This window comes from Bradyrhizobium sp. Gha, assembly GCF_900113735.1.
Taxonomy (GTDB): Bacteria; Pseudomonadota; Alphaproteobacteria; order Rhizobiales; family Xanthobacteraceae; genus Bradyrhizobium.
Genome location: NZ_FOQM01000005.1, coordinates 77,108 through 94,371, shown reverse-complemented (window position 1 = coordinate 94,371; position 17,264 = coordinate 77,108). Strand labels below are relative to the sequence as shown.

Sequence of the window (17,264 nt, the reverse complement as noted above, 5' to 3'; positions counted from 1 at the left end):
GGGCGCCGTTGGGGGCGGCGAGCGCCGGGCGGTCACCCTCGCTGATCGAGACCTGCAAACTTCTCGGCATCGGAAGGCGATGTGATAGTCACCGAAAGCTTTTGACTGTGGCTTGAACGTTACATCCGCGCGCGACGAACTTGTTTATGCTTTGCTTTGTGCCACTCGGCGGGTGCTTTGTGTCATTCGGCGAGTGCTGGGAGGCTTTTTATGAAAAGACTTGCTTTGGCAGTATCTGTTCTGGCGGCCAGCGCAATGGGCGCATCCGCTGCTGACATGGCTGTGAAAGCCCCTCAGTACAAAGTGCCCCAAGCAATCGTTTCGACTTGGACGGGCTTTTATGTTGGGGCCTCGCTCGGCGGCGAGCAGACCAACGCCAATTGGGCGACTACGTCGATTGGCGTTGTTGCACCGGGCTTTGTAATTCCTCCACCAACTGTGGACGGTAGTTCGCCTCGACGCTTTCGCCTCTCGGGTGGTCGCTATGGGGGCTTCGCCGGATACGACTATCAGTTCGCGCCTCAGTGGGTTGCAGGTATTATCCTCGATGCAGCCTATTTTGACAGTGCCGTCACGACTGCGGGGGTGCCCGGCTGCACGTTCAGTTGCATTTTGGGTGTCCCCGGACCCGGAGCCGATGTATCGAGTGTAAAAGCTAAATGGGATGCGGATGTGCGGGGTCGGCTCGGATATCTGATAACTCCCGATGTTTTGCTCTATGGGACGGGCGGTATCGCGTTCCAGAACTTCTCCAGCTCCGCAACCTGCCAAACTAGCCTAACTGATCCAGTTTGCGGACCAACTGCAATCCCGGTTTTTGCGACGGTCACGAACAGCACGACCCGAATGGGCTGGACGGCCGGTGTCGGCATCGACGCGAAAATCTTTGAAAACTGGATGCTTCGTGCTGAGTATCGTTACTCGGACTTCGGAACGTGGAGCAATTCGCTGCCGCTGGTGTCCCCCGGAGTTTCGATTGTGACGTTGGCGACGGATTTGAAACTCAATTCTCACATCGCGACGATAGGAATAGCATACAAATTTGGTGGCCCGGTCATTGCCAGGTACTGACCCTCTACAGACTTAAGTGCCTTGTCGCGGTTCAGCGCTCATACGGGAGAGACAGTTCCAATCGCCCAGGTGCCAACATCCATTACCTCGGGGGTAATGGATGGGGCGAAATGTGCGTGCTAGGTTTTCGGCCATGAACGCACATGCATCCGCGGCACGAGCCGAACCCAGCCAGCCGGTCCATATCGGCGACCATTTGCGCGAGTGGCGGCAGCGCCGCCGCATGAGCCAGCTCGATCTCGCGGGCGAGGCCGAGATATCGGCGCGCCATCTCAGCTTCGTCGAGACCGGCCGCGCCGCGCCCTCGCGCGAGATGGTGCTGCGGCTCGCCGAGCGTCTCGATGTGCCCTTGCGCGAACGCAATGTGCTGCTGGTCGCCGCCGGCTACGCGCCGGCCTTTCCGCAGCGCACGCTGGAGGATCCCGCCTTGAAGTCAGCCCGGCAAGCGATCGACCTCGTCCTCAAGGCCCATGAGCCCAATCCGGCACTGGCCTATGACCGGCACTGGAACCTAGTCTCTGCCAACCGCATGGTGGCGCCGCTGCTCGCAGGCATTCCGGAACGGCTGCTCGGCCAGCCCGTCAACGTGCTGCGGCTCGCCTTTCACCCCGAAGCACTGGCACCGCGGACGGTCAATCTTGCGGAGTGGTGCGCGCATCTGCTCGAGCGTTTGCACCGGCAATGCGAGGCGACGGCCGATCCTGAACTGATCAAGCTTTACCACGACCTGAAGAGCTATCCGATTCCGGCGCGCGCGGGGCCGCTGTCGAGCGACAATGTCGCGATCCCCTTCAAGCTGCGCCAGGACGGGGAAATACTAAGCTTCTTCTCCACCACCATGGTGTTCGGCACGCCCGTCGACATCACCTTGTCGGAGCTGGCGCTGGAGACGTTCTTTCCGGCGGACGAGCGCACGGCCGAGCGCCTCAGGCAGATGGCCGCAGCCATGTGCTAGCGCACTTGCCTGGGCGGGGGGGCGGCTTATGTTGGGCAAAACCCGCACCGCCGAAGGAGGCGCTCATGAGCACCCTGAAACCGCTCCAGATCGATGTCGTCTCCGACGTGGTGTGTCCGTGGTGCTATATCGGCAAGCACCGGATCGAGAGCGCGCTGGCGCTCGTGCCCGACGTCCCAGTGAAGCTGAATTTCCGCCCGTTCTTCCTCAATCCCTGGGTGCCGCGCGAGGGCATCAGCCGCGAGGATTATCTCACCACCAAGTTCGGCTCGGTCGAGGCCTATAAGGGCATTGCGGGCCGCGTGGTCGCGGCGGCAAGTGAAGAGGGCCTCGTCTACAGGCCCGAGCTGGTCGCGCGCCAGCCCAACACGATCGACTGCCATCGCCTGATCCTCTGGGCCGAAGCAATCGGCAAGGCCCCCGAGATGAAGCAGCGCCTGATGGAGCTGTACTTCCGCGATGGCGGCGATCTCACCGACGTCAGCGTGCTGGTGCAGGCGGCCAGCGATATCGGTCTCGATACCGAGGAGGTGCGCAAGCGCCTCGCCACCGACGAGGATGTCGCGCGCGTGTCGGCCGATGCGCAGGAGGCTGCCGAGAAGGGTATCTCCGGCGTGCCGACCTATGTGTTCGCGCAGAAATATGCCGTCTCCGGCGCGCAGGATCCGAACATGCTTGCGCGCGCCATCTGCCAGGTCTCGGCCGAGATCAACGCACAGGCGGCGGAGTAGCGCCGGCCTACTTGCGGAGCAGCTGGATCGCGCGGCGTGCCGTCTGGAGGGCATAGCCATGCGCGACCAGCGCTGCATGGATCAGCCCAACCACCGGATTGTTCCGATGCAGCGGCATCAGCACGTCACCGATCGCAAGGCGGCCGCGCCAGATCGGGTTGATCATGGGATGATCGGCGCTCGCGGTGGAGTCCGCGCTCGCAATGGACGGATCGGCGCAAAGATGGCGCGTCAGGTCGAGCGTGAGCTGCACGCCCGGCGAATATTTGGCGAAGCGCTCGTCGATGCCGAGCTTGAAGAAGAAGGCGCGATCCTGGTGGCGCAGCACGATGCCGGCGGCCACGGGCGTCGTGCCGGCGCGCAAGGTGACGATCTCGCATTGAGCGGTCTCCGCGAGCGCGGGAACGGCGCGGCGGATGAAGGCCGCATCGCCGGCGTTCTGGATCAATGCCGTGCCTCGCAGGCCCTTCCAGCCGCTGGCTTCGAGTTGCAGGAAATTCTCGAGTGCCGGCCTGATCTCGCTCGCCTTGCTTGCGACGTCGAAGCTGATCGAGCCATGCTCCGCCAGGCGATGGCGTTGCCGGCGCAGTTCCTTGAGTTTCTTGGTACCGAGGGCGGCGTTCAGTAATCCGTCGCCGTCCTGCGTCGCATCGAGACTGGCGCGGAGATGGGAGCCGAGCACGCGCGGTTTCAGGCCGGCCCGGCCGAGCGCGTCCTCGAGCGAACCCATCGCGGCGCCGTCGAGCGCGACGTCGCGCAGAATCAGCGCATGTGCTCCGGCCTCGCGCGCCCTTTGCAGCAGCCCCGTCGCGGCCTCGATCGAGACGTCGCGGTCGATCAGGGGGCTGCACAGAGTGCCATAGGGATGCGCGCTCACCAGCGCGGGCAGCGGTATCTTCCAGGCCCGCCAAAGCGAGATCACCGGCATCAAGCCGATCAGGCGCGTCGCGGAGCCGCCGCAAACCGACAGGGCCGAGGCACCGACACGGTCGCGCGCGGTGGCACTGACGGCGAGTTCCCACGCAGGAAGGTAGTAGCCATTGGGCTCGACGGCCCGCTGCGCCAGCGCGCGCCACTGGCCGGGCTCGATCGACGTGAGCGGGACGAGCGCGCGCGTTGCATCCTTCACCGATGCCGGTTTGATCGCAGCCTGGTGCGCGATATCGACCACGTCCCGTCGTCCCCTTTCGCGCTGGGCGTGCGACCAGCGTTACGGTCATGCTTAGCGCAAAGATTGGAAAATACAGTTGGGACGCCACCTCAATTCGAGTGGTATTGTTAACGTCTCATTGAGCATCAGGCAGGCTCCCGGTCCAGTGCAGGAAGGGAAGCCCTCGATCCGGAGGATCAAATGGTCGCCACGCCTTTCACGCCGATTGCCTCACTGCTCGGGGGCGCGCTGATCGGCCTGTCCGCCGTGCTCCTGATGTGGGCGACGGGGCGGATCGCCGGCATCAGCGGCATCGCGTCGCGGTTGTTTCCGCCCTATGAGGACCGCGCATTCGCCGGCCGGCTCGCCTTTGTCGCGGGCCTGATTGCGGCGCCCGTGCTGGTGCGGCTCGTCACCGGCAGCCTGCCGGCGCAGACCATCGCTGCGGGAACACCGGCGCTTGTTGTCGCGGGACTGCTCACGGGATTCGGTTCGGTATGGGGCAGCGGCTGTACCTCGGGCCATGGCGTCTGCGGTCTGTCACGTTTGTCGCTTCGCTCACTGGTCGCGACCGTCACCTTCATGGCGACGGGCGTCGCCACCGTCTACCTGATACGGCACTGGAGCTGATTGCGATGACCATTCTCGTCCAATTCGCAATCGGCTTGCTGTTCGGCCTCGGGCTCGTCATCTCGGGCATGTCGAATCCGGCAAAGGTGCTGAACTTCCTCGATCTCGGCGGCATCCCGGCAGGGACATGGGACGCCAGCCTCGCCTTCGTGATGGCCGGCGCGGTGGCCGTGACCTTCGTCGGCTTCAGACATGTCCTCAAGCTTGCGCAGCCGTTGTTGGCGGATCGCTTCCACGTGCCGACGCGCAGCGACATCGATCCGAGGATCATCGTCGGTCCCGCGATCTTCGGCATCGGCTGGGGACTTGCCGGCTTCTGTCCTGGACCGGCACTGACCGCACTCGGCTTCGGATCGATCTCCGCCCTCGTCTTCGTCGTCGCGATGTTTGCCGGCATGGTGCTTGCTCGCTTCATCGCGCAGCTGCCGTCATCGACGCGCCTCGCCGCGCCGGTCGATCCGCTTGAGACCTGAAACAGGCGGGACCGGGCGAGCTGCCTCGTCCGGTCCCGTCCACCGTGATTTGTTGCTTACCAGCGGTCGCCGTCAACTCCGACGCCCACGCTGACGCCGGGCGCGCGAATGCCGACGCCGCCGCGCGGACCATCGTCCCAATCGCGATAGGAACGGCGCTCGTAATAGCGCTCGCGCGGCATCCGCGCGTAGGAATCGCGTACGATCACGCGCGCGCCGCCATGGGTGCGATAGCAATTGCCGGCGTCATCGCAGACGAGCCGAACTTCCTGAACGAGATCCGGACTGGTGTACTCGGTGGTGGTGTAGAAATCCGCGGCCCTCGCGCTGCTCGCCGCAGCGAGAGCCCCGACACCGGCCAGCAGTGCAATCGTGAACGTCCTCATCCTGTGCTCCTCCGAAACTGCCCTCGGCGGTAACAAGAATGGGAAGCAACGATCGTTCCCGGCGGAATTACAGCTTTTTCCCGGAACCGGATCGCCGCGCGGCGCGATCCGTCGCTAGATCGGCTCGTAGGTTTCCGACCCGCAGAAGTCGTCGGCTTCCGCGCGCCGCCGGTCGATGACTTTTCCGCCGTTGATCGTCACGATGTAAGTCTGGATGCCCAAAGCGGAGCCCGTGGCCGAGGTGAGTTGCGCGCGGACGCAGGCGGTCCAGCCCGCTCCGCGGACCTCGTGATGGGGCAGGGCGACCTGCACTTCGCGCGGATAGGACGTGTTGAGGAAGACCACGTCAATCTGCTCGCGGACGACGCGCTTGACGTCGGGCGGCGGTTCGGGAGGCGGTTGCTCGGCTTCCTTGAGGCGCATGAAGTCAGGCACCGGCGCACGGCTGTCGGCAAAGCCGCACGCGCCAAGCGCGAGCGCGCCGGCAAGCAGCGACACATGAGCAACAATCCGCAACATCCGTGAAGTTCCCCCGCGGGGCAACAAATAGGCGCGAATTCGTCGAGACGAAGTCCTGCCCAATCAAAATTTGCTGAAGGAGTGGAGGTCGCCACATTGGCTATTGTGGGATTGCAGGCTAGTTTGTACCTCAGATCAAGGGGATAGCACCAATGAGGATTTTGGTCGTTGCGACCGCGGTGCTGGCGCTGACGGTAGCCGCCGCGCAGGCTCAGATGGGGGGCGGCGGTCGGCGTCATTCCAACGACAGCCAGAAGGCGGACAACCAGCCTAAGGTCGACGACAAGGCTTACAAGGCTGCGCTCGAGCGTATTCCGGAGCCCAAGGAAAAGTATGACCCGTGGGGCGGGGCGCGTCCGAGCGGGTCGGCGACCAAGCCGAAATAGAACGGGGCGGTGTGGCGGGACGGTTACAGATCACGCCGGCTTGCCTCCTGGTCCTGCAAACGGCAGTTCGCGGAGGCCCGCAACGACGGCCTGTTCACGCCGCCATCGACGAAACGCACGCTGGTGTTTCCGATCACTGGCGGTGGCGTGAATTGGGACAGCGCGGCGTTCGATCCGGTCCTCCGGATCCTGTACGCCAACGCCAGCCGCGCCCGTTCATCTCATCAAGCCGATTCCGCGCGACCGAGGCCGCCGGATTCAATCCGCCCCCGAGCACATCGATCGGCGACAACTCGTCGCGTTTCGTCTGCCCGCCCGGGCGAGGATTGTGGTCGCGCAATGCGATGCGAACAGTCGTTCACATCGCGCGCGCTACTGCAGGAAAGCGATGCCGATGCGCCTGTCGCACCGCCAAACGGTACGGCAATTCCGCACGAAATTGTCGCGCGCGATCGAGAGCGTGAACGAGCGTGGCAATGTGACAGACGTATCGAGGTCGATCGCCGCGCCGCCGTCCGACATGTTTCGTACGGTGCACGCGATGCCGCTATTTTCAAAGCAGATCGTGCCGCCTTTGAAGACCCGGTGACGCCGTGCTGTGCGCTTCTCAATCATCCGCGTTGGTCCGTAAGTGACGGTCGTAAATTAGTGCATAGAAATTGCGTTGATCTAAACTCAACACTGGCGCTACTTGCAGAGCGCTTCAGACTTCGTTTACGACGTTGAGACGGCGCCACTTTCCGCCGAGTTTACCCACAAGCCGTTTCTTGTGGCGTGATTGAAGCGTGCTGACGGAGACGCGATCACGTCTCGGTCTGTCGCTTCGGTAGGATCGTCATCGAGAGCCGCGGCGCGTTCTTTGCGCTCACGCGGCTCTCTTCGTCTTCGGGTGATCGTCAGCCCGGCAGCATCGCGAACGCGCTCGACACCATCGCGACCGGCTTGTTGTCGATGGCTGAGAGCAGGGTGACGCGGCCGAAGCTCATGGTGCGACCAAGGCGCACCACGCGCGCATCCGCCAGCACGTCCGACGAGGATACCGCGCGCATGAAATGCGTGGTCTGGTCCACCGTCGTCATCGGTCGATAGCCGCTGTTGGCGGCGAGATTTGCGATCACCATTGCGGTGTCGGCCAGCGCCATCAAGGCCTGGCCGCAGACAACGCCGCCGTTGCGGCATAGCCGCTCCGAGAATGGCATGCGGAGCAGGGCGCCCGGCTGCCAGTCCGGCGCGTTCGCGGGCGGCGCGTGCTCGATGCGCTCGACGGAGAGGTTGAGATCCTGAACCCAGGGCGCAAAGACCTCGCCGAGGATGCGTCTGGCCTCGATGATCCCGAATTCGGCTTCTGGCTGCGAAGGCATTGCTGTCGTTCCCTCCTGGGTTGCCGGATGTTTCGCCCATTTTGCCCGCGTGCGACCGGCCAAGTCACCGGCCGGCGGTCGGCTTGAAAATGCCCGACTTCGCCCGGTATGATGCCACGCTTGGGAGCGGGTGGACGATGTCGCGTCGATATATCCTGGTATTTTGCCTGGCCGTGCTCGGTCTGGCCCTGAGTGGCTGCACCAAATGCGGCCCGATCTGGGACGACTGGCTCCATGGGCCGACATCGTGCAGGTCGGATCGGCTCTAGCAAATTGAGGCGCCGCCAGGCGCCGAGACGATGAATCAGGAGTGAGTGATGAAGCTTATTCGTTTGGTGGCGGTGCTCGCGCTGATGGCTGGACCGGCCTTCGCGCAGGATTCGCCCCATATCAATCTGATGGCGGACGGCCCGTCCAAAACCGACGACGAGAAGGCCGCGGATGCCGCGCGCGACCAGGCTTACAAGGAAACGCTCAAGAAGATTCCGGACGCCAAGGCGGCCAACGATCCCTGGGGCGGAATGCGCGCCGATGCGCCGAAGCAGCCCGCGCCGAAGAAGGCCACGGCCGTCACCAGCACGCCCAAGAAGACCACCAAGTCCGCCAATTGACCCCGCGCCGGGCGCGCTAACGCGACTTTCGGGACTCCCCTTGGCCCGGCTCTGATCCTACATTCTCTGGCAGTATTGCGTTGAGGAGGCAGGATATGGCGGATCGCCCGCGGGACCTCGCCGAGCGGATGGCGCGCCGGCGCAAGCAGGCTGTCGCACCGGGTGACAAGGCCGGCGACGGCTATCTGCGCGAGAGTTTCACGCTGCCGCGCGATGCGGCACGGGCGAGGGCGCGGGCCTTCTTCGCGCGCTATCCCAAGGCGGGCTACATGAGCGAGGTCGAGAATTGGCGCGAATTGCCCGGCGGCGACATCGAATTCACGATGCGACGGCTGCCCAGCGCCGATTAGCCCCGGTTCGGCCGCTCTGCCTTGTGCCCGATGGCCTTCAACTCCCGATCGATGCGCAGCTGCACGCGACGGATTGCCAGAAGGTCGATCTTCGTCTCGGTCCTGCCCGTCTTGGTCTCATCGCCGATCCGGAATTGCCATTGCCAGACGCCCGGGATCGCCGTCTTTGCAATCGTGAACTCAACGCCCCTGTGATTCATGGTCACCTCCACGATTCACCTATCCATGTCGGCTAACATGTTGAGCGCGACAATATTCACCGACAAGTGAAATTTGCCGGTAAGTCGAGGAACATTCACGAAAATCCCGAAAGCGCGCGTGCTCCGAAACAAGCGAAATCAGATTCTGAAAGGCGGAGCCGATGGACGCGCGCTTTCGGCCAGGAACTCTGTTCATGGCCGGAGAACCACGGACGGGGATTAAGCGGGTTTGAACATGGCCACGCACGCGCGCCCGCGAGTCCGCACAAGAAAAAACCCCGCCAGGGGAGAGCCGGGCGGGGAGAAGGTTATTGGAGGCTGAGGTGCTGGGCTGCAACACCATAGCTCAATGACCGTAGCCCGCTCAGCTTACGACAGCCTGACAAGCCAGGAGCCGACACGATGTCGACTTGCGTAATCAAGTTTCACGCCCACGCGCCGACAACAGAAAACCCCGCTCGGGGCAGAGCGGGGTCGACTGGGTATGGAGACCCGATGTTGGTCCATCGGGTGAAGCGACGCTAGAGCATTCGGCTGACAGACGCCTTACGCACGCTTGGCGTGACTTGCGAAAAGGCCGCGCGTCCCAATTCAGACATCCGGCCGCACAACTTAGGACACATCCGTTGGCGACACTTTGCGGGCACGGCGAAGCCATGGGGGAGACGTGGCGCGCCGCTAGCGGGGTGGCATCATGGACAAGGTTGAGCGGTCATTTGCCGCCGCGACGGCGGCTGGCTTCGTGGTGTTGGTGATCGGGGTCGTGCTACTGGTGTTGATGTAGCCGCAGGGGAGCTTGCCGGAAGCGGCTTTGACGCAAACTGCGAAAACAACCCCATGCACAGTAGGCATCCGCCGGTTTGCAAAGAAGCGCAGCTTTACTCGCAGCAGTGTACCGGTCTGCAGAGGCGGCCACGGAACCGTGCCAAACACGCATCGCCGAGTGAGCCCAATCTGCGAATCAATTGGGGCCGCTCTCGCTGGAACACTTGGCTGATTGCCGAGTTTTCCCAATGCCCTTCCCCAAGGGCGACCCCAAGTGAATGGCCCCGGCTCATGCCCCCCAACCCTGCGAGCCGGGGCTTTTTTGTTCGCTCGGGAGGCAGATTAGGACAGCATTGCGAACGGTAATTGTCCGGAATCCACTTGGCTTTTTGGTACCGCTACGGTGGTTGTTGCCGGGGCTGGATTTCATCCCGAACAAGATTGTAACCGGCAAGGGGTCGCTGAGAAGCGGCCCCTTTCAATTCAGGCGCCGCAGAGGTGAATGCCTGTCCGTTCAACGCGCTTCTGCTTCTTGCCGACGTAGCCCCAAGTCTCATCAAGCTCGATGCGACCGATGCGGACGCCAACTGAGTCGGCCTTCTACATCAGTTGGGACGCTTGGGGCCGGACAGTACCCGCCTTCGAAGCCGATAAAAGATCAAGACGAGCATCAGGAAATTTAAACGGCCCCGATGGGGGGCCGCCAACCCGCGTGATGCGGGTTTTCCTCCAGCAGTCGGGGGGCTGTCCTATCTGGCTGGGGGCTCCGTACAGACGCGCGGCCAAAGCCATCGTTCCCGAAACAAACTGCCAAATTTCTCTGTACGGTGTTCGCTGGACGAACTCGCCCAACTGCGGCCGCCTTATTGCGGAGTTCGCTGCTTCAGCCGAAGCACGTGTCGTTCTCGCCGCCAGACATCAAGGTCGTGACCTTCGAGGCAGGTCTTCTCATTGGCCTCTTCTCTTTGGCCGCTTCGTCATTGGCGCAATGATGCCGCAGGACACAAGCGAAGTTAATCCAGGACACTTCACATATGTTGGTGCGCAAGGAAGGTACGCGGCAGAGCCTTGTCGCAGCGTGCTAGGTGTATTCGAGTTGGTGCGCTCGCGGCCCCGGCGTCACATCCTCTCTCCAGTCCCGCAAGGTACCCGGGGCCGCTGCACCCGCAGACGCGGATTAGGACACTCCGAAATGAGTGCTCCTTTGTTTCAATCATCATCATTGGCAGAGAGGCGTACACTCTGGTGGCCTTCGGGCCCGGATTTCCAGCCCCGGAGCTCGTCGAGCAGGCGGCCCCGCCATATGTAACAGCGTTGGTGGGGCCGCTGCGACTTTTGCTACGCGCGCGTCATTTGCCGAGCATATCCTATAAGTTCCTTGGTTCCAGAGATTCCAAGCTTGTTACCAGAGGCACAGGGTCCTCGTTTGGGAAGGGCTCCTGGGTCTTGCGACCAAGAAAGGTGTCTGGCTTTGGCAGTTTCAGCACCTCGGACGCTCGCGCGATCAGCTCCCTTATGCGGGCATTCTGTTCGGCAATCTCTGCAGCAAGATGGCGGACAAAATAGACGGGCTTTTCCGTCATGGCGGCGCTCCCTGTTGTGCAGGCGGGAGCGCTCTCGGTCTCTCAGCCACCGACGCCTACGGGCAGAGCCTCGGCCGGTGATGGGGGGTAAACTATCTCACGCCGCCTTGGTTCAAAAGTGCACTTAGGGGACACTAGCCAGAACAAGCTGGGACACCGAGGGTCCAATGGGGACAGCACGGGGGCCTTACTCTTTGGGCGGCTGCAATTCACCGTGGATCAGATTCTGGATGTCCACCCGCTCCATCGGATCTTCCTCCGGGAAGGGCTCTTGTGTCTTGCGGCCTAGGAAGGTGTCCGGAGCCGCAGGTCTCTTGAACCGAGAGGCTGCAAAGAGAACATTCGTTCCCCAGTCGAATTAGGGCACCTCTAAATTCAGCTTCGGACACTGGGGGTTAAATACGGACCGTACCCAGTTCGCAAAAGAACATATTGCGAACATAGAACAGATAGTGTACATTGCTTTTATCGACGAGCCGCCCCGCCAACCGTTTGTCCCGCACGCGAATCCTCGCCATAAGGAGCACGACCCAATGTCCACCACTGCCCTGCGTATCGTCGAAGGATCTTCCATGGACAAGAGTAAAGCTCTCGCTGCCGCGCTCTCGCAGATCGAGCGCCAGTTCGGCAAGGGCTCGGTGATGAAGCTCGGCAAGAACGACCGTTCGATGGATATCGAGGCGGTCTCGTCGGGCTCGCTGGGGCTGGATATCGCGCTCGGCATCGGCGGCCTGCCCAAAGGGCGTATCGTCGAGATCTACGGGCCGGAATCCTCGGGCAAGACCACGCTGGCGCTGCACACGGTGGCGGAAGCCCAGAAGAAGGGCGGCATCTGCGCCTTCATCGACGCCGAGCACGCGCTCGACCCGGTCTATGCCCGCAAGCTCGGCGTCAATATCGACGAGCTCCTGATCTCCCAGCCTGATACCGGCGAGCAGGCGCTGGAAATCTGCGACACGCTGGTGCGTTCGGGTGCGGTGGACGTGCTGGTGGTCGATTCGGTCGCGGCGTTGGTGCCGAAGGCCGAGCTCGAAGGCGAGATGGGCGATGCGCTGCCGGGCCTGCAGGCCCGTCTGATGAGCCAGGCGCTGCGCAAGCTCACGGCCTCGATCAACAAGTCCAACACCATGGTGATCTTCATCAACCAGATCCGCATGAAGATCGGTGTCATGTACGGCTCGCCCGAAACCACGACCGGCGGCAATGCGCTGAAGTTCTATGCCTCGGTCCGCCTCGATATCCGCCGCATCGGCGCGATCAAGGAGCGCGACGAAGTGGTCGGCAACACGACGCGTGTGAAGGTGGTGAAGAACAAGCTTGCACCGCCCTTCAAGCAGGTCGAGTTCGACATCATGTACGGCGAGGGCGTCTCCAAGATGGGCGAGATTCTCGATCTCGGCGTCAAGGCCGGCATCGTCGAAAAGTCCGGCGCCTGGTTCTCCTATGACAGCCAGCGCCTCGGTCAGGGCCGCGAGAACTCGAAAGCGTTCCTGAAGTCCAACCCCGACATCACCGCCAAGATCGAGACCGCGATCCGCCAGAACTCCGGCCTGATCTCCGAACAGATCCTGGCCGGCACGCCCGAGAGCGACGCCGACGGCGAAGAGCCCGCGGACGAGTAAGCCTTCGAGTCAAAGTTCGCGAGGAGCGGGCGCTGAGGACGTTGAGTTGCCGACGTCGTCAGTGCCCGTCTCTCTTTGTGATGCGTTGATCAGGTGGTGCGATGAAGCGTCTGATCCCGACTGGTCGGGCGGCATTGATCGCTGGTGGGGCGGCATGCTTCTGGCCACCGAAAGGCTCTGGCGAAGCGATCGCGAAAGCCGATTATTGGTTGCACCTGCCTGATATGGATTGCTCCATATCAATTTTGGGAAGCGACTGCGTCTCGCCTGGGAGTAGGGCGCCGGGGCCATGAAGCGTGTAATCCTGACGAGTTCGTCCGGTGTTGGCCTCGTCCCGGCGAATCCAGCCGACATGGTCGCGCCCCTCATCTTTCGCTTTGTTTCGGGGCCGCTGCCGACGTCGCATCATCTTGATCAATATCTCGGAGGTCGCATGTACCCACGCGATCCGGAGGTGCATTGGTCCGACCTCGTGAAACGGTCCTCCCAGACGGGTCTCGCGCACAAGAATCTCGGATTGGTCTGGTTCTGCAAGGCCTATGGCGTCGATCTCATCGAGCTGTGGTTCGATCCCAGCCCGAACAATCAATTGCAGCTGATCTGGATCCTCGACTATCTCAGATCCCAGCCATATGCCGCCGAGCGTCTCAAGCTCCGATGTGTCGATTTCGATTTGCTTGGAGCAGACAGTGCCAGGCTCCGCGATCATGCCGTGCGGGAGTTCGATGTTACGGAGTGCGACTTCGAGGCCGCCCGCATTGCCTGGGAAGCGTATCGCGCACCAACGCCGGAGCTTTGTGTCGGACTGCTCGGCGGGGATTTCCCCAGCCAGCCCTTCCTCAATCGGGCCATGGAGGACTTGCTGGCGGAACTGCCGTCGCCGGTCACCGGATTGGGCGCGACGGAAGCGCGGCTTCTCGACCTGATCGCACGGGGCCACAACCGAACCAAGGAGCTGTTTCAGCCGGGCGGGCTGCTCGACACGCGCGTATTCGACCAATGGGAGCTTGGACCGCTGCTCGAAGGGCTCGCATCCGGTCCGATTCCGGCGATATCAGGCCTCGACCCAAAACTCGCGACACTCGCTCGGCACGATGCGCGAGGGCGCAACGCCGCCTATCGCCGAAGCCGCCTGTCGCTGACGGAGTTTGGCCAAGCCGTTCTGGAGGGCCGAGAGGATTTCCGGCGTCACAATCCGCTTCGGCGCTGGTGGGGTGGCACGCTTCTGACCAGCGAACGGCTCTGGCGGTGGGATCGCGAAAGCCGATTGTTGGTTGCGCCTTAGCTGCACGCTCGGTGCCGTAGGGTGGGTTAGCCTTGCGGCTGCGCGAAGCGCAGCTTGCACGGCGTAACCCACCGCTGTTCGTTTCGGCCGAAGCAGAAATGGTGGGTTACGCGAGCGGACTGCTTCGCGCAGCCGCCTGCTAACTCACCCTGCGATAACTACTCCGCCGCTTGCGCGTAGTCGCTCACCGGCGGGCAGGAGCACACCAGATTGCGATCGCCATAGACGTTGTCGACGCGGCCCACCGGGCACCAATATTTGTCGGTGCGCGAGACGCCATCGGGGAAGCAGCCTTCGCTGCGGCCATAGGCGCGCTTCCAATCGTCATCGGCGATGTCGTGCACCGTGTGCGGGGCGTGGCGCAGCGGCGATGCCTCGATCTTGAAGCGGCCGGCCTCGACCTCGGCAATCTCTTTCCGGATCGCGATCATGGCATCGCAAAAGCGATCCAGCTCGGCCTTGGATTCCGACTCCGTCGGCTCCATCATCAGCGTGCCCGGCACCGGGAAGCTCATGGTCGGCGCATGGAAGCCGTAATCGATCAGGCGCTTGGCGATGTCGTCGACGGTGACTCCCGAACTCGTCTTCAGCGGACGGGGGTCGACGATGCATTCATGCGCGACGCGTCCCCTGGCGTTCTTGTAGAGCACCGGGAAGTGCGCATCGAGCCGTGCGGCGACGTAGTTGGCGTTGAGGATCGCGATCTCGGTCGCGCGCTTCAAGCCTTCGCCGCCCATCATCAGGATGTAGATGTAGGAGATGGTCAGGATCGAGGCGGAGCCGAACGGGGCGGCCGAAACCGGGCCGACCGGGGCTTCCGCGCTCGTCGCGGGGTGACGATTTTCAGGATGACCTGGCAGGAACGGCTTAAGATGCGCCTTGACGCCGATCGGGCCCATGCCGGGGCCGCCGCCGCCATGCGGAATGCAGAAGGTCTTGTGCAGATTGAGATGGCTGACGTCGGCACCGTAATCGCCGGGCCGGGACAATCCGACCTGTGCGTTGAGGTTGGCGCCGTCGAGATACACCTGGCCGCCATGGCCGTGCACGATGTCGCAGATCTCGCTGATGTGCTCCTCGAACACGCCATGCGTCGAGGGATAGGTGATCATCACAGCGGCGAGATCCTTGGAATGCTTCTCGGCCTTGGCGCGGAGATCATTGACGTCGACGTCGCCATTGGCTTCGCAGGCCACCACCACGACATCCATGCCGACCATCGCGGCCGAGGCCGGGTTGGTGCCGTGGGCGGATGAGGGGATCAGGCAGATCTTGCGATGGCTTTCTCCGCGCGCGGCATGATAACCCCGGATAGCCAGAAGTCCGGCATACTCGCCTTGCGCGCCTGAGTTCGGCTGCAGCGAGATGGCGTCGTAGCCGGTGATGTCGCAGAGCCATTTTTCCAGCCGCGCGAACAGCGCGTGATAGCCCTTGGCCTGCTCGTGCGGGGCGAACGGGTGCAGGCTGCCGAATTCCGGCCAGGTCAGCGGCATCATTTCAGTCGTCGCGTTCAGCTTCATCGTGCAGGAGCCGAGCGGAATCATCGCGCGGTCGAGCGCGAGGTCGCGATCGCTGAGCTTGCGCATATAGCGCAGCATCTCGGTTTCCGAGCGATGCGCGTGGAATACCGGATGGGTGAGGAACGCGGTCGTACGCTTCAGCGTGTCCGGCAGCGCCTCGTGCGTCGTGGCATCGATTTCGGCGTAGGACAATTGCCCGCCGAAGGCACGCCAGACCGCTTCCACAGTCGCAGGCGTGGTGGTCTCGTCGAGCGCGATGCGCAAGTTGGTCTCACCGACGCCGAGATTGATCTTCTCGGCCGCCGCGCGCGCGATGATCTCGGCACGTTTGGCGCCGGCATCGACGCTGAGCGTGTCGAAGAAGCTTTCGGACTGCGGTGCGAAGCCGAGCTTGCGCAGGCCGCTGGCGAGCACGGCGGTGCGACGATGCACATTGCGCGCGATCTGCCCGAGCCCCTCGGGGCCGTGATAGACCGCATACATGGAGGCGATCACGGCGAGCAGCACCTGCGCGGTGCAGATGTTGGAGGTCGCCTTCTCGCGGCGGATGTGCTGCTCGCGCGTCTGCAGAGCCAGGCGATAGGCAGGCATCCCGCGTGAATCGACGGAAAGGCCGACGATGCGGCCAGGCAACGAGCGCTTCAGCGCATCGCGCACCGCCATATAGGCCGCGTGCGGCCCGCCATAGCCCATCGGCACGCCAAAGCGCTGCGCCGAGCCGACGGCGATGTCGGCCCCTAACTCGCCGGGCGAGGCGAGCAGCGTCAGTGCCAGCAGATCAGCGGCAACGATCGCGAGCGCGCCCTTGGTCTTCAGCGCCGCGATCGCGGGCCTGATGTCGCGCACCGCGCCCGAGCTTCCCGGATATTGCAGCAGCGCGCCGAGCACGTCGGCCGTGTCGAGATCGGTGAGCGGATCGCCGACGACCAGAGTCCAGCCGAGCGGTTCGGCGCGCGTGCGCATCACAGCCAGCGTCTGCGGATGCACGTCCTTGTCGACGAAGAAGGCCTTTGCTTCGACCTTCGAATGCCGCTCCGCCAGCGCCATCGCTTCGGCCGCCGCGGTCGCCTCATCGAGCAGCGAGGCGTTGGCGACATCGAGCCCGGTGAGGTCGCAGATCATGGTCTGGAAGTTGAACAGCGCTTCGAGCCGGCCCTGGCTGATCTCGGGCTGGTAGGGCGTGTAGGCCGTGTACCAGGCCGGGTTCTCCAGAATGTTGCGCTGGATCACCGCGGGCAGGATCGTGCCGGAATAGCCCTGGCCGATCAGCGAGGTGAACACCTGGTTCTGACGAGCGAGCTCAGCCATATGCGCGATCGCCTCGGTCTCGCTCAAGGGCTTGCCGAGATCGAGCGGAGCGGCCTGCCTGATCGAGGCCGGCAGCGTTTCCGCCATCAGCGCGTCGACGCTCTTGGCGCCGACAGTCTCGAGCATTGCGGTGACGTCGCGCGCCGATGGGCCGATGTGGCGGCGAACGAAAGGGGTGGTCTCGCCATTGGATTTGCGGTGCGCGGTCATCATGGGTCCTCGCTTTAGATCTCTTTGTCGTGCCCCGCGAAGGCGGGGCACCCAGTAAACGCAGGCGTCAGCGTTGGAACCGAGAAGCCGCGGCGTACTGGATCACCCGCTTTCGCGGGTGATGACACCGAGTATGGGGCGGCCGTTC

At 63.2% G+C, this 17,264-nt stretch carries 18 protein-coding genes and 1 pseudogene; 11 read left to right on the top strand and 8 right to left on the bottom strand.

Annotated elements, in window-relative coordinates:
* Positions 1–210: 210 nt before the first annotated feature.
* The 3 genes from BM222_RS09845 to BM222_RS09835 all read left to right on the top strand — a co-directional run bounded on the left by BM222_RS09845 (position 211) and on the right by BM222_RS09835 (position 2,757).
* The gene (locus BM222_RS09845) at positions 211–1,071 is read left to right on the top strand and encodes an outer membrane protein (protein WP_092228065.1); all 861 of its coding nucleotides are present in this window, start codon (positions 211–213) and stop codon (positions 1,069–1,071) included.
* 133 nt (positions 1,072–1,204) lie between these two features.
* The gene (locus BM222_RS09840; protein WP_092228064.1) at positions 1,205–2,026 is read left to right on the top strand and encodes a helix-turn-helix domain-containing protein; all 822 of its coding nucleotides are present in this window, start codon (positions 1,205–1,207) and stop codon (positions 2,024–2,026) included.
* 65 nt (positions 2,027–2,091) lie between these two features.
* Positions 2,092–2,757 carry a DsbA family oxidoreductase gene (locus BM222_RS09835; protein ID WP_092228063.1) on the top strand — a complete coding sequence of 222 codons (666 nt, stop codon included), beginning with the start codon at positions 2,092–2,094 and terminating at the stop codon, positions 2,755–2,757.
* Positions 2,758–2,764: 7 nt separating this feature from the next.
* Here BM222_RS09835 and BM222_RS09830 read toward each other — a convergent pair whose 3' ends face one another.
* Positions 2,765–3,928, bottom strand: coding sequence for a GNAT family N-acetyltransferase (locus BM222_RS09830; RefSeq protein WP_092228062.1), 1,164 nt, complete (start codon positions 3,926–3,928; stop codon positions 2,765–2,767).
* Positions 3,929–4,108: 180 nt separating this feature from the next.
* On the opposite strand from BM222_RS09830, the gene BM222_RS09825 reads away from it, so the two are divergent.
* Positions 4,109–4,537, top strand: coding sequence for a YeeE/YedE family protein (locus tag BM222_RS09825; RefSeq protein WP_092228061.1), 429 nt, complete (start codon positions 4,109–4,111; stop codon positions 4,535–4,537).
* A gap of 5 nt (positions 4,538–4,542) precedes the next feature.
* On the top strand, positions 4,543–5,010 hold the full coding sequence (locus BM222_RS09820; RefSeq protein WP_092228060.1) for a YeeE/YedE family protein: 468 nt from the start codon (positions 4,543–4,545) through the stop codon (positions 5,008–5,010).
* 56 nt (positions 5,011–5,066) lie between these two features.
* Here BM222_RS09820 and BM222_RS09815 read toward each other — a convergent pair whose 3' ends face one another.
* A complete protein-coding gene (locus BM222_RS09815; protein WP_092228059.1) occupies positions 5,067–5,396 on the bottom strand; it encodes a hypothetical protein in 330 nt (109 codons plus the stop codon).
* A gap of 114 nt (positions 5,397–5,510) precedes the next feature.
* A complete protein-coding gene (locus BM222_RS09810; protein ID WP_092228058.1) occupies positions 5,511–5,915 on the bottom strand; it encodes a hypothetical protein in 405 nt (134 codons plus the stop codon).
* Between the two features lie 152 nt (positions 5,916–6,067).
* Between BM222_RS09810 and BM222_RS09805 the strand changes: the two genes are divergently transcribed.
* Positions 6,068–6,301 carry a hypothetical protein gene (locus tag BM222_RS09805; protein ID WP_092228057.1) on the top strand — a complete coding sequence of 78 codons (234 nt, stop codon included), beginning with the start codon at positions 6,068–6,070 and terminating at the stop codon, positions 6,299–6,301.
* Positions 6,302–6,310: 9 nt separating this feature from the next.
* A pseudogene (locus BM222_RS43270) lies at positions 6,311–6,496 on the top strand (hypothetical protein); the annotation flags it as partial.
* Positions 6,497–6,673: 177 nt separating this feature from the next.
* On the opposite strand, the gene BM222_RS09795 reads toward BM222_RS43270, so the two are convergent.
* Both BM222_RS09795 and BM222_RS09790 read right to left on the bottom strand, forming a co-directional pair.
* Entirely contained in the window at positions 6,674–6,916 is a 243-nt protein-coding gene (locus BM222_RS09795) for a PilZ domain-containing protein (protein WP_092228056.1), read from the bottom strand.
* A gap of 281 nt (positions 6,917–7,197) precedes the next feature.
* A complete protein-coding gene (locus BM222_RS09790; RefSeq protein WP_092228055.1) occupies positions 7,198–7,662 on the bottom strand; it encodes a PaaI family thioesterase in 465 nt (154 codons plus the stop codon).
* Positions 7,663–7,979: 317 nt separating this feature from the next.
* Between BM222_RS09790 and BM222_RS09780 the strand changes: the two genes are divergently transcribed.
* Together BM222_RS09780 and BM222_RS09775 are read left to right on the top strand one after the other, a co-directional pair.
* A complete protein-coding gene (locus BM222_RS09780) occupies positions 7,980–8,273 on the top strand; it encodes a lysozyme inhibitor LprI family protein (protein ID WP_092228054.1) in 294 nt (97 codons plus the stop codon).
* A 95-nt stretch (positions 8,274–8,368) separates the two neighbouring features.
* Positions 8,369–8,623 (top strand): hypothetical protein, encoded by a 255-nt coding sequence (locus BM222_RS09775; RefSeq protein ID WP_092228053.1) that lies wholly within the window; start codon positions 8,369–8,371, stop codon positions 8,621–8,623.
* On the opposite strand, the gene BM222_RS09770 is transcribed toward BM222_RS09775, so the two are convergent.
* Together BM222_RS09770 and BM222_RS09765 are read right to left on the bottom strand one after the other, a co-directional pair.
* On the bottom strand, positions 8,620–8,823 hold the full coding sequence (locus tag BM222_RS09770; protein WP_092228052.1) for a hypothetical protein: 204 nt from the start codon (positions 8,821–8,823) through the stop codon (positions 8,620–8,622). The genes BM222_RS09775 and BM222_RS09770 overlap by 4 nt on opposite strands.
* Positions 8,824–10,955: 2,132 nt before the next feature.
* Entirely contained in the window at positions 10,956–11,171 is a 216-nt protein-coding gene (locus BM222_RS09765; RefSeq protein WP_092228051.1) for a hypothetical protein, read from the bottom strand.
* A 533-nt stretch (positions 11,172–11,704) separates the two neighbouring features.
* Here BM222_RS09765 and recA point away from each other — a divergent pair.
* Together recA and BM222_RS09755 are read left to right on the top strand one after the other, a co-directional pair.
* The gene (gene recA / locus BM222_RS09760; protein WP_057747344.1) at positions 11,705–12,793 is read left to right on the top strand and encodes a recombinase RecA; all 1,089 of its coding nucleotides are present in this window, start codon (positions 11,705–11,707) and stop codon (positions 12,791–12,793) included.
* 289 nt (positions 12,794–13,082) lie between these two features.
* A complete protein-coding gene (locus BM222_RS09755) occupies positions 13,083–14,078 on the top strand; it encodes a hypothetical protein (protein WP_092228050.1) in 996 nt (331 codons plus the stop codon).
* A gap of 158 nt (positions 14,079–14,236) precedes the next feature.
* On the opposite strand, the gene gcvP is transcribed toward BM222_RS09755, so the two are convergent.
* Complete coding sequence (gene gcvP, locus BM222_RS09750) at positions 14,237–17,116, bottom strand: aminomethyl-transferring glycine dehydrogenase (protein WP_177243132.1); 2,880 nt, start codon at positions 17,114–17,116, stop codon at positions 14,237–14,239.
* Positions 17,117–17,264: the final 148 nt, after the last annotated feature.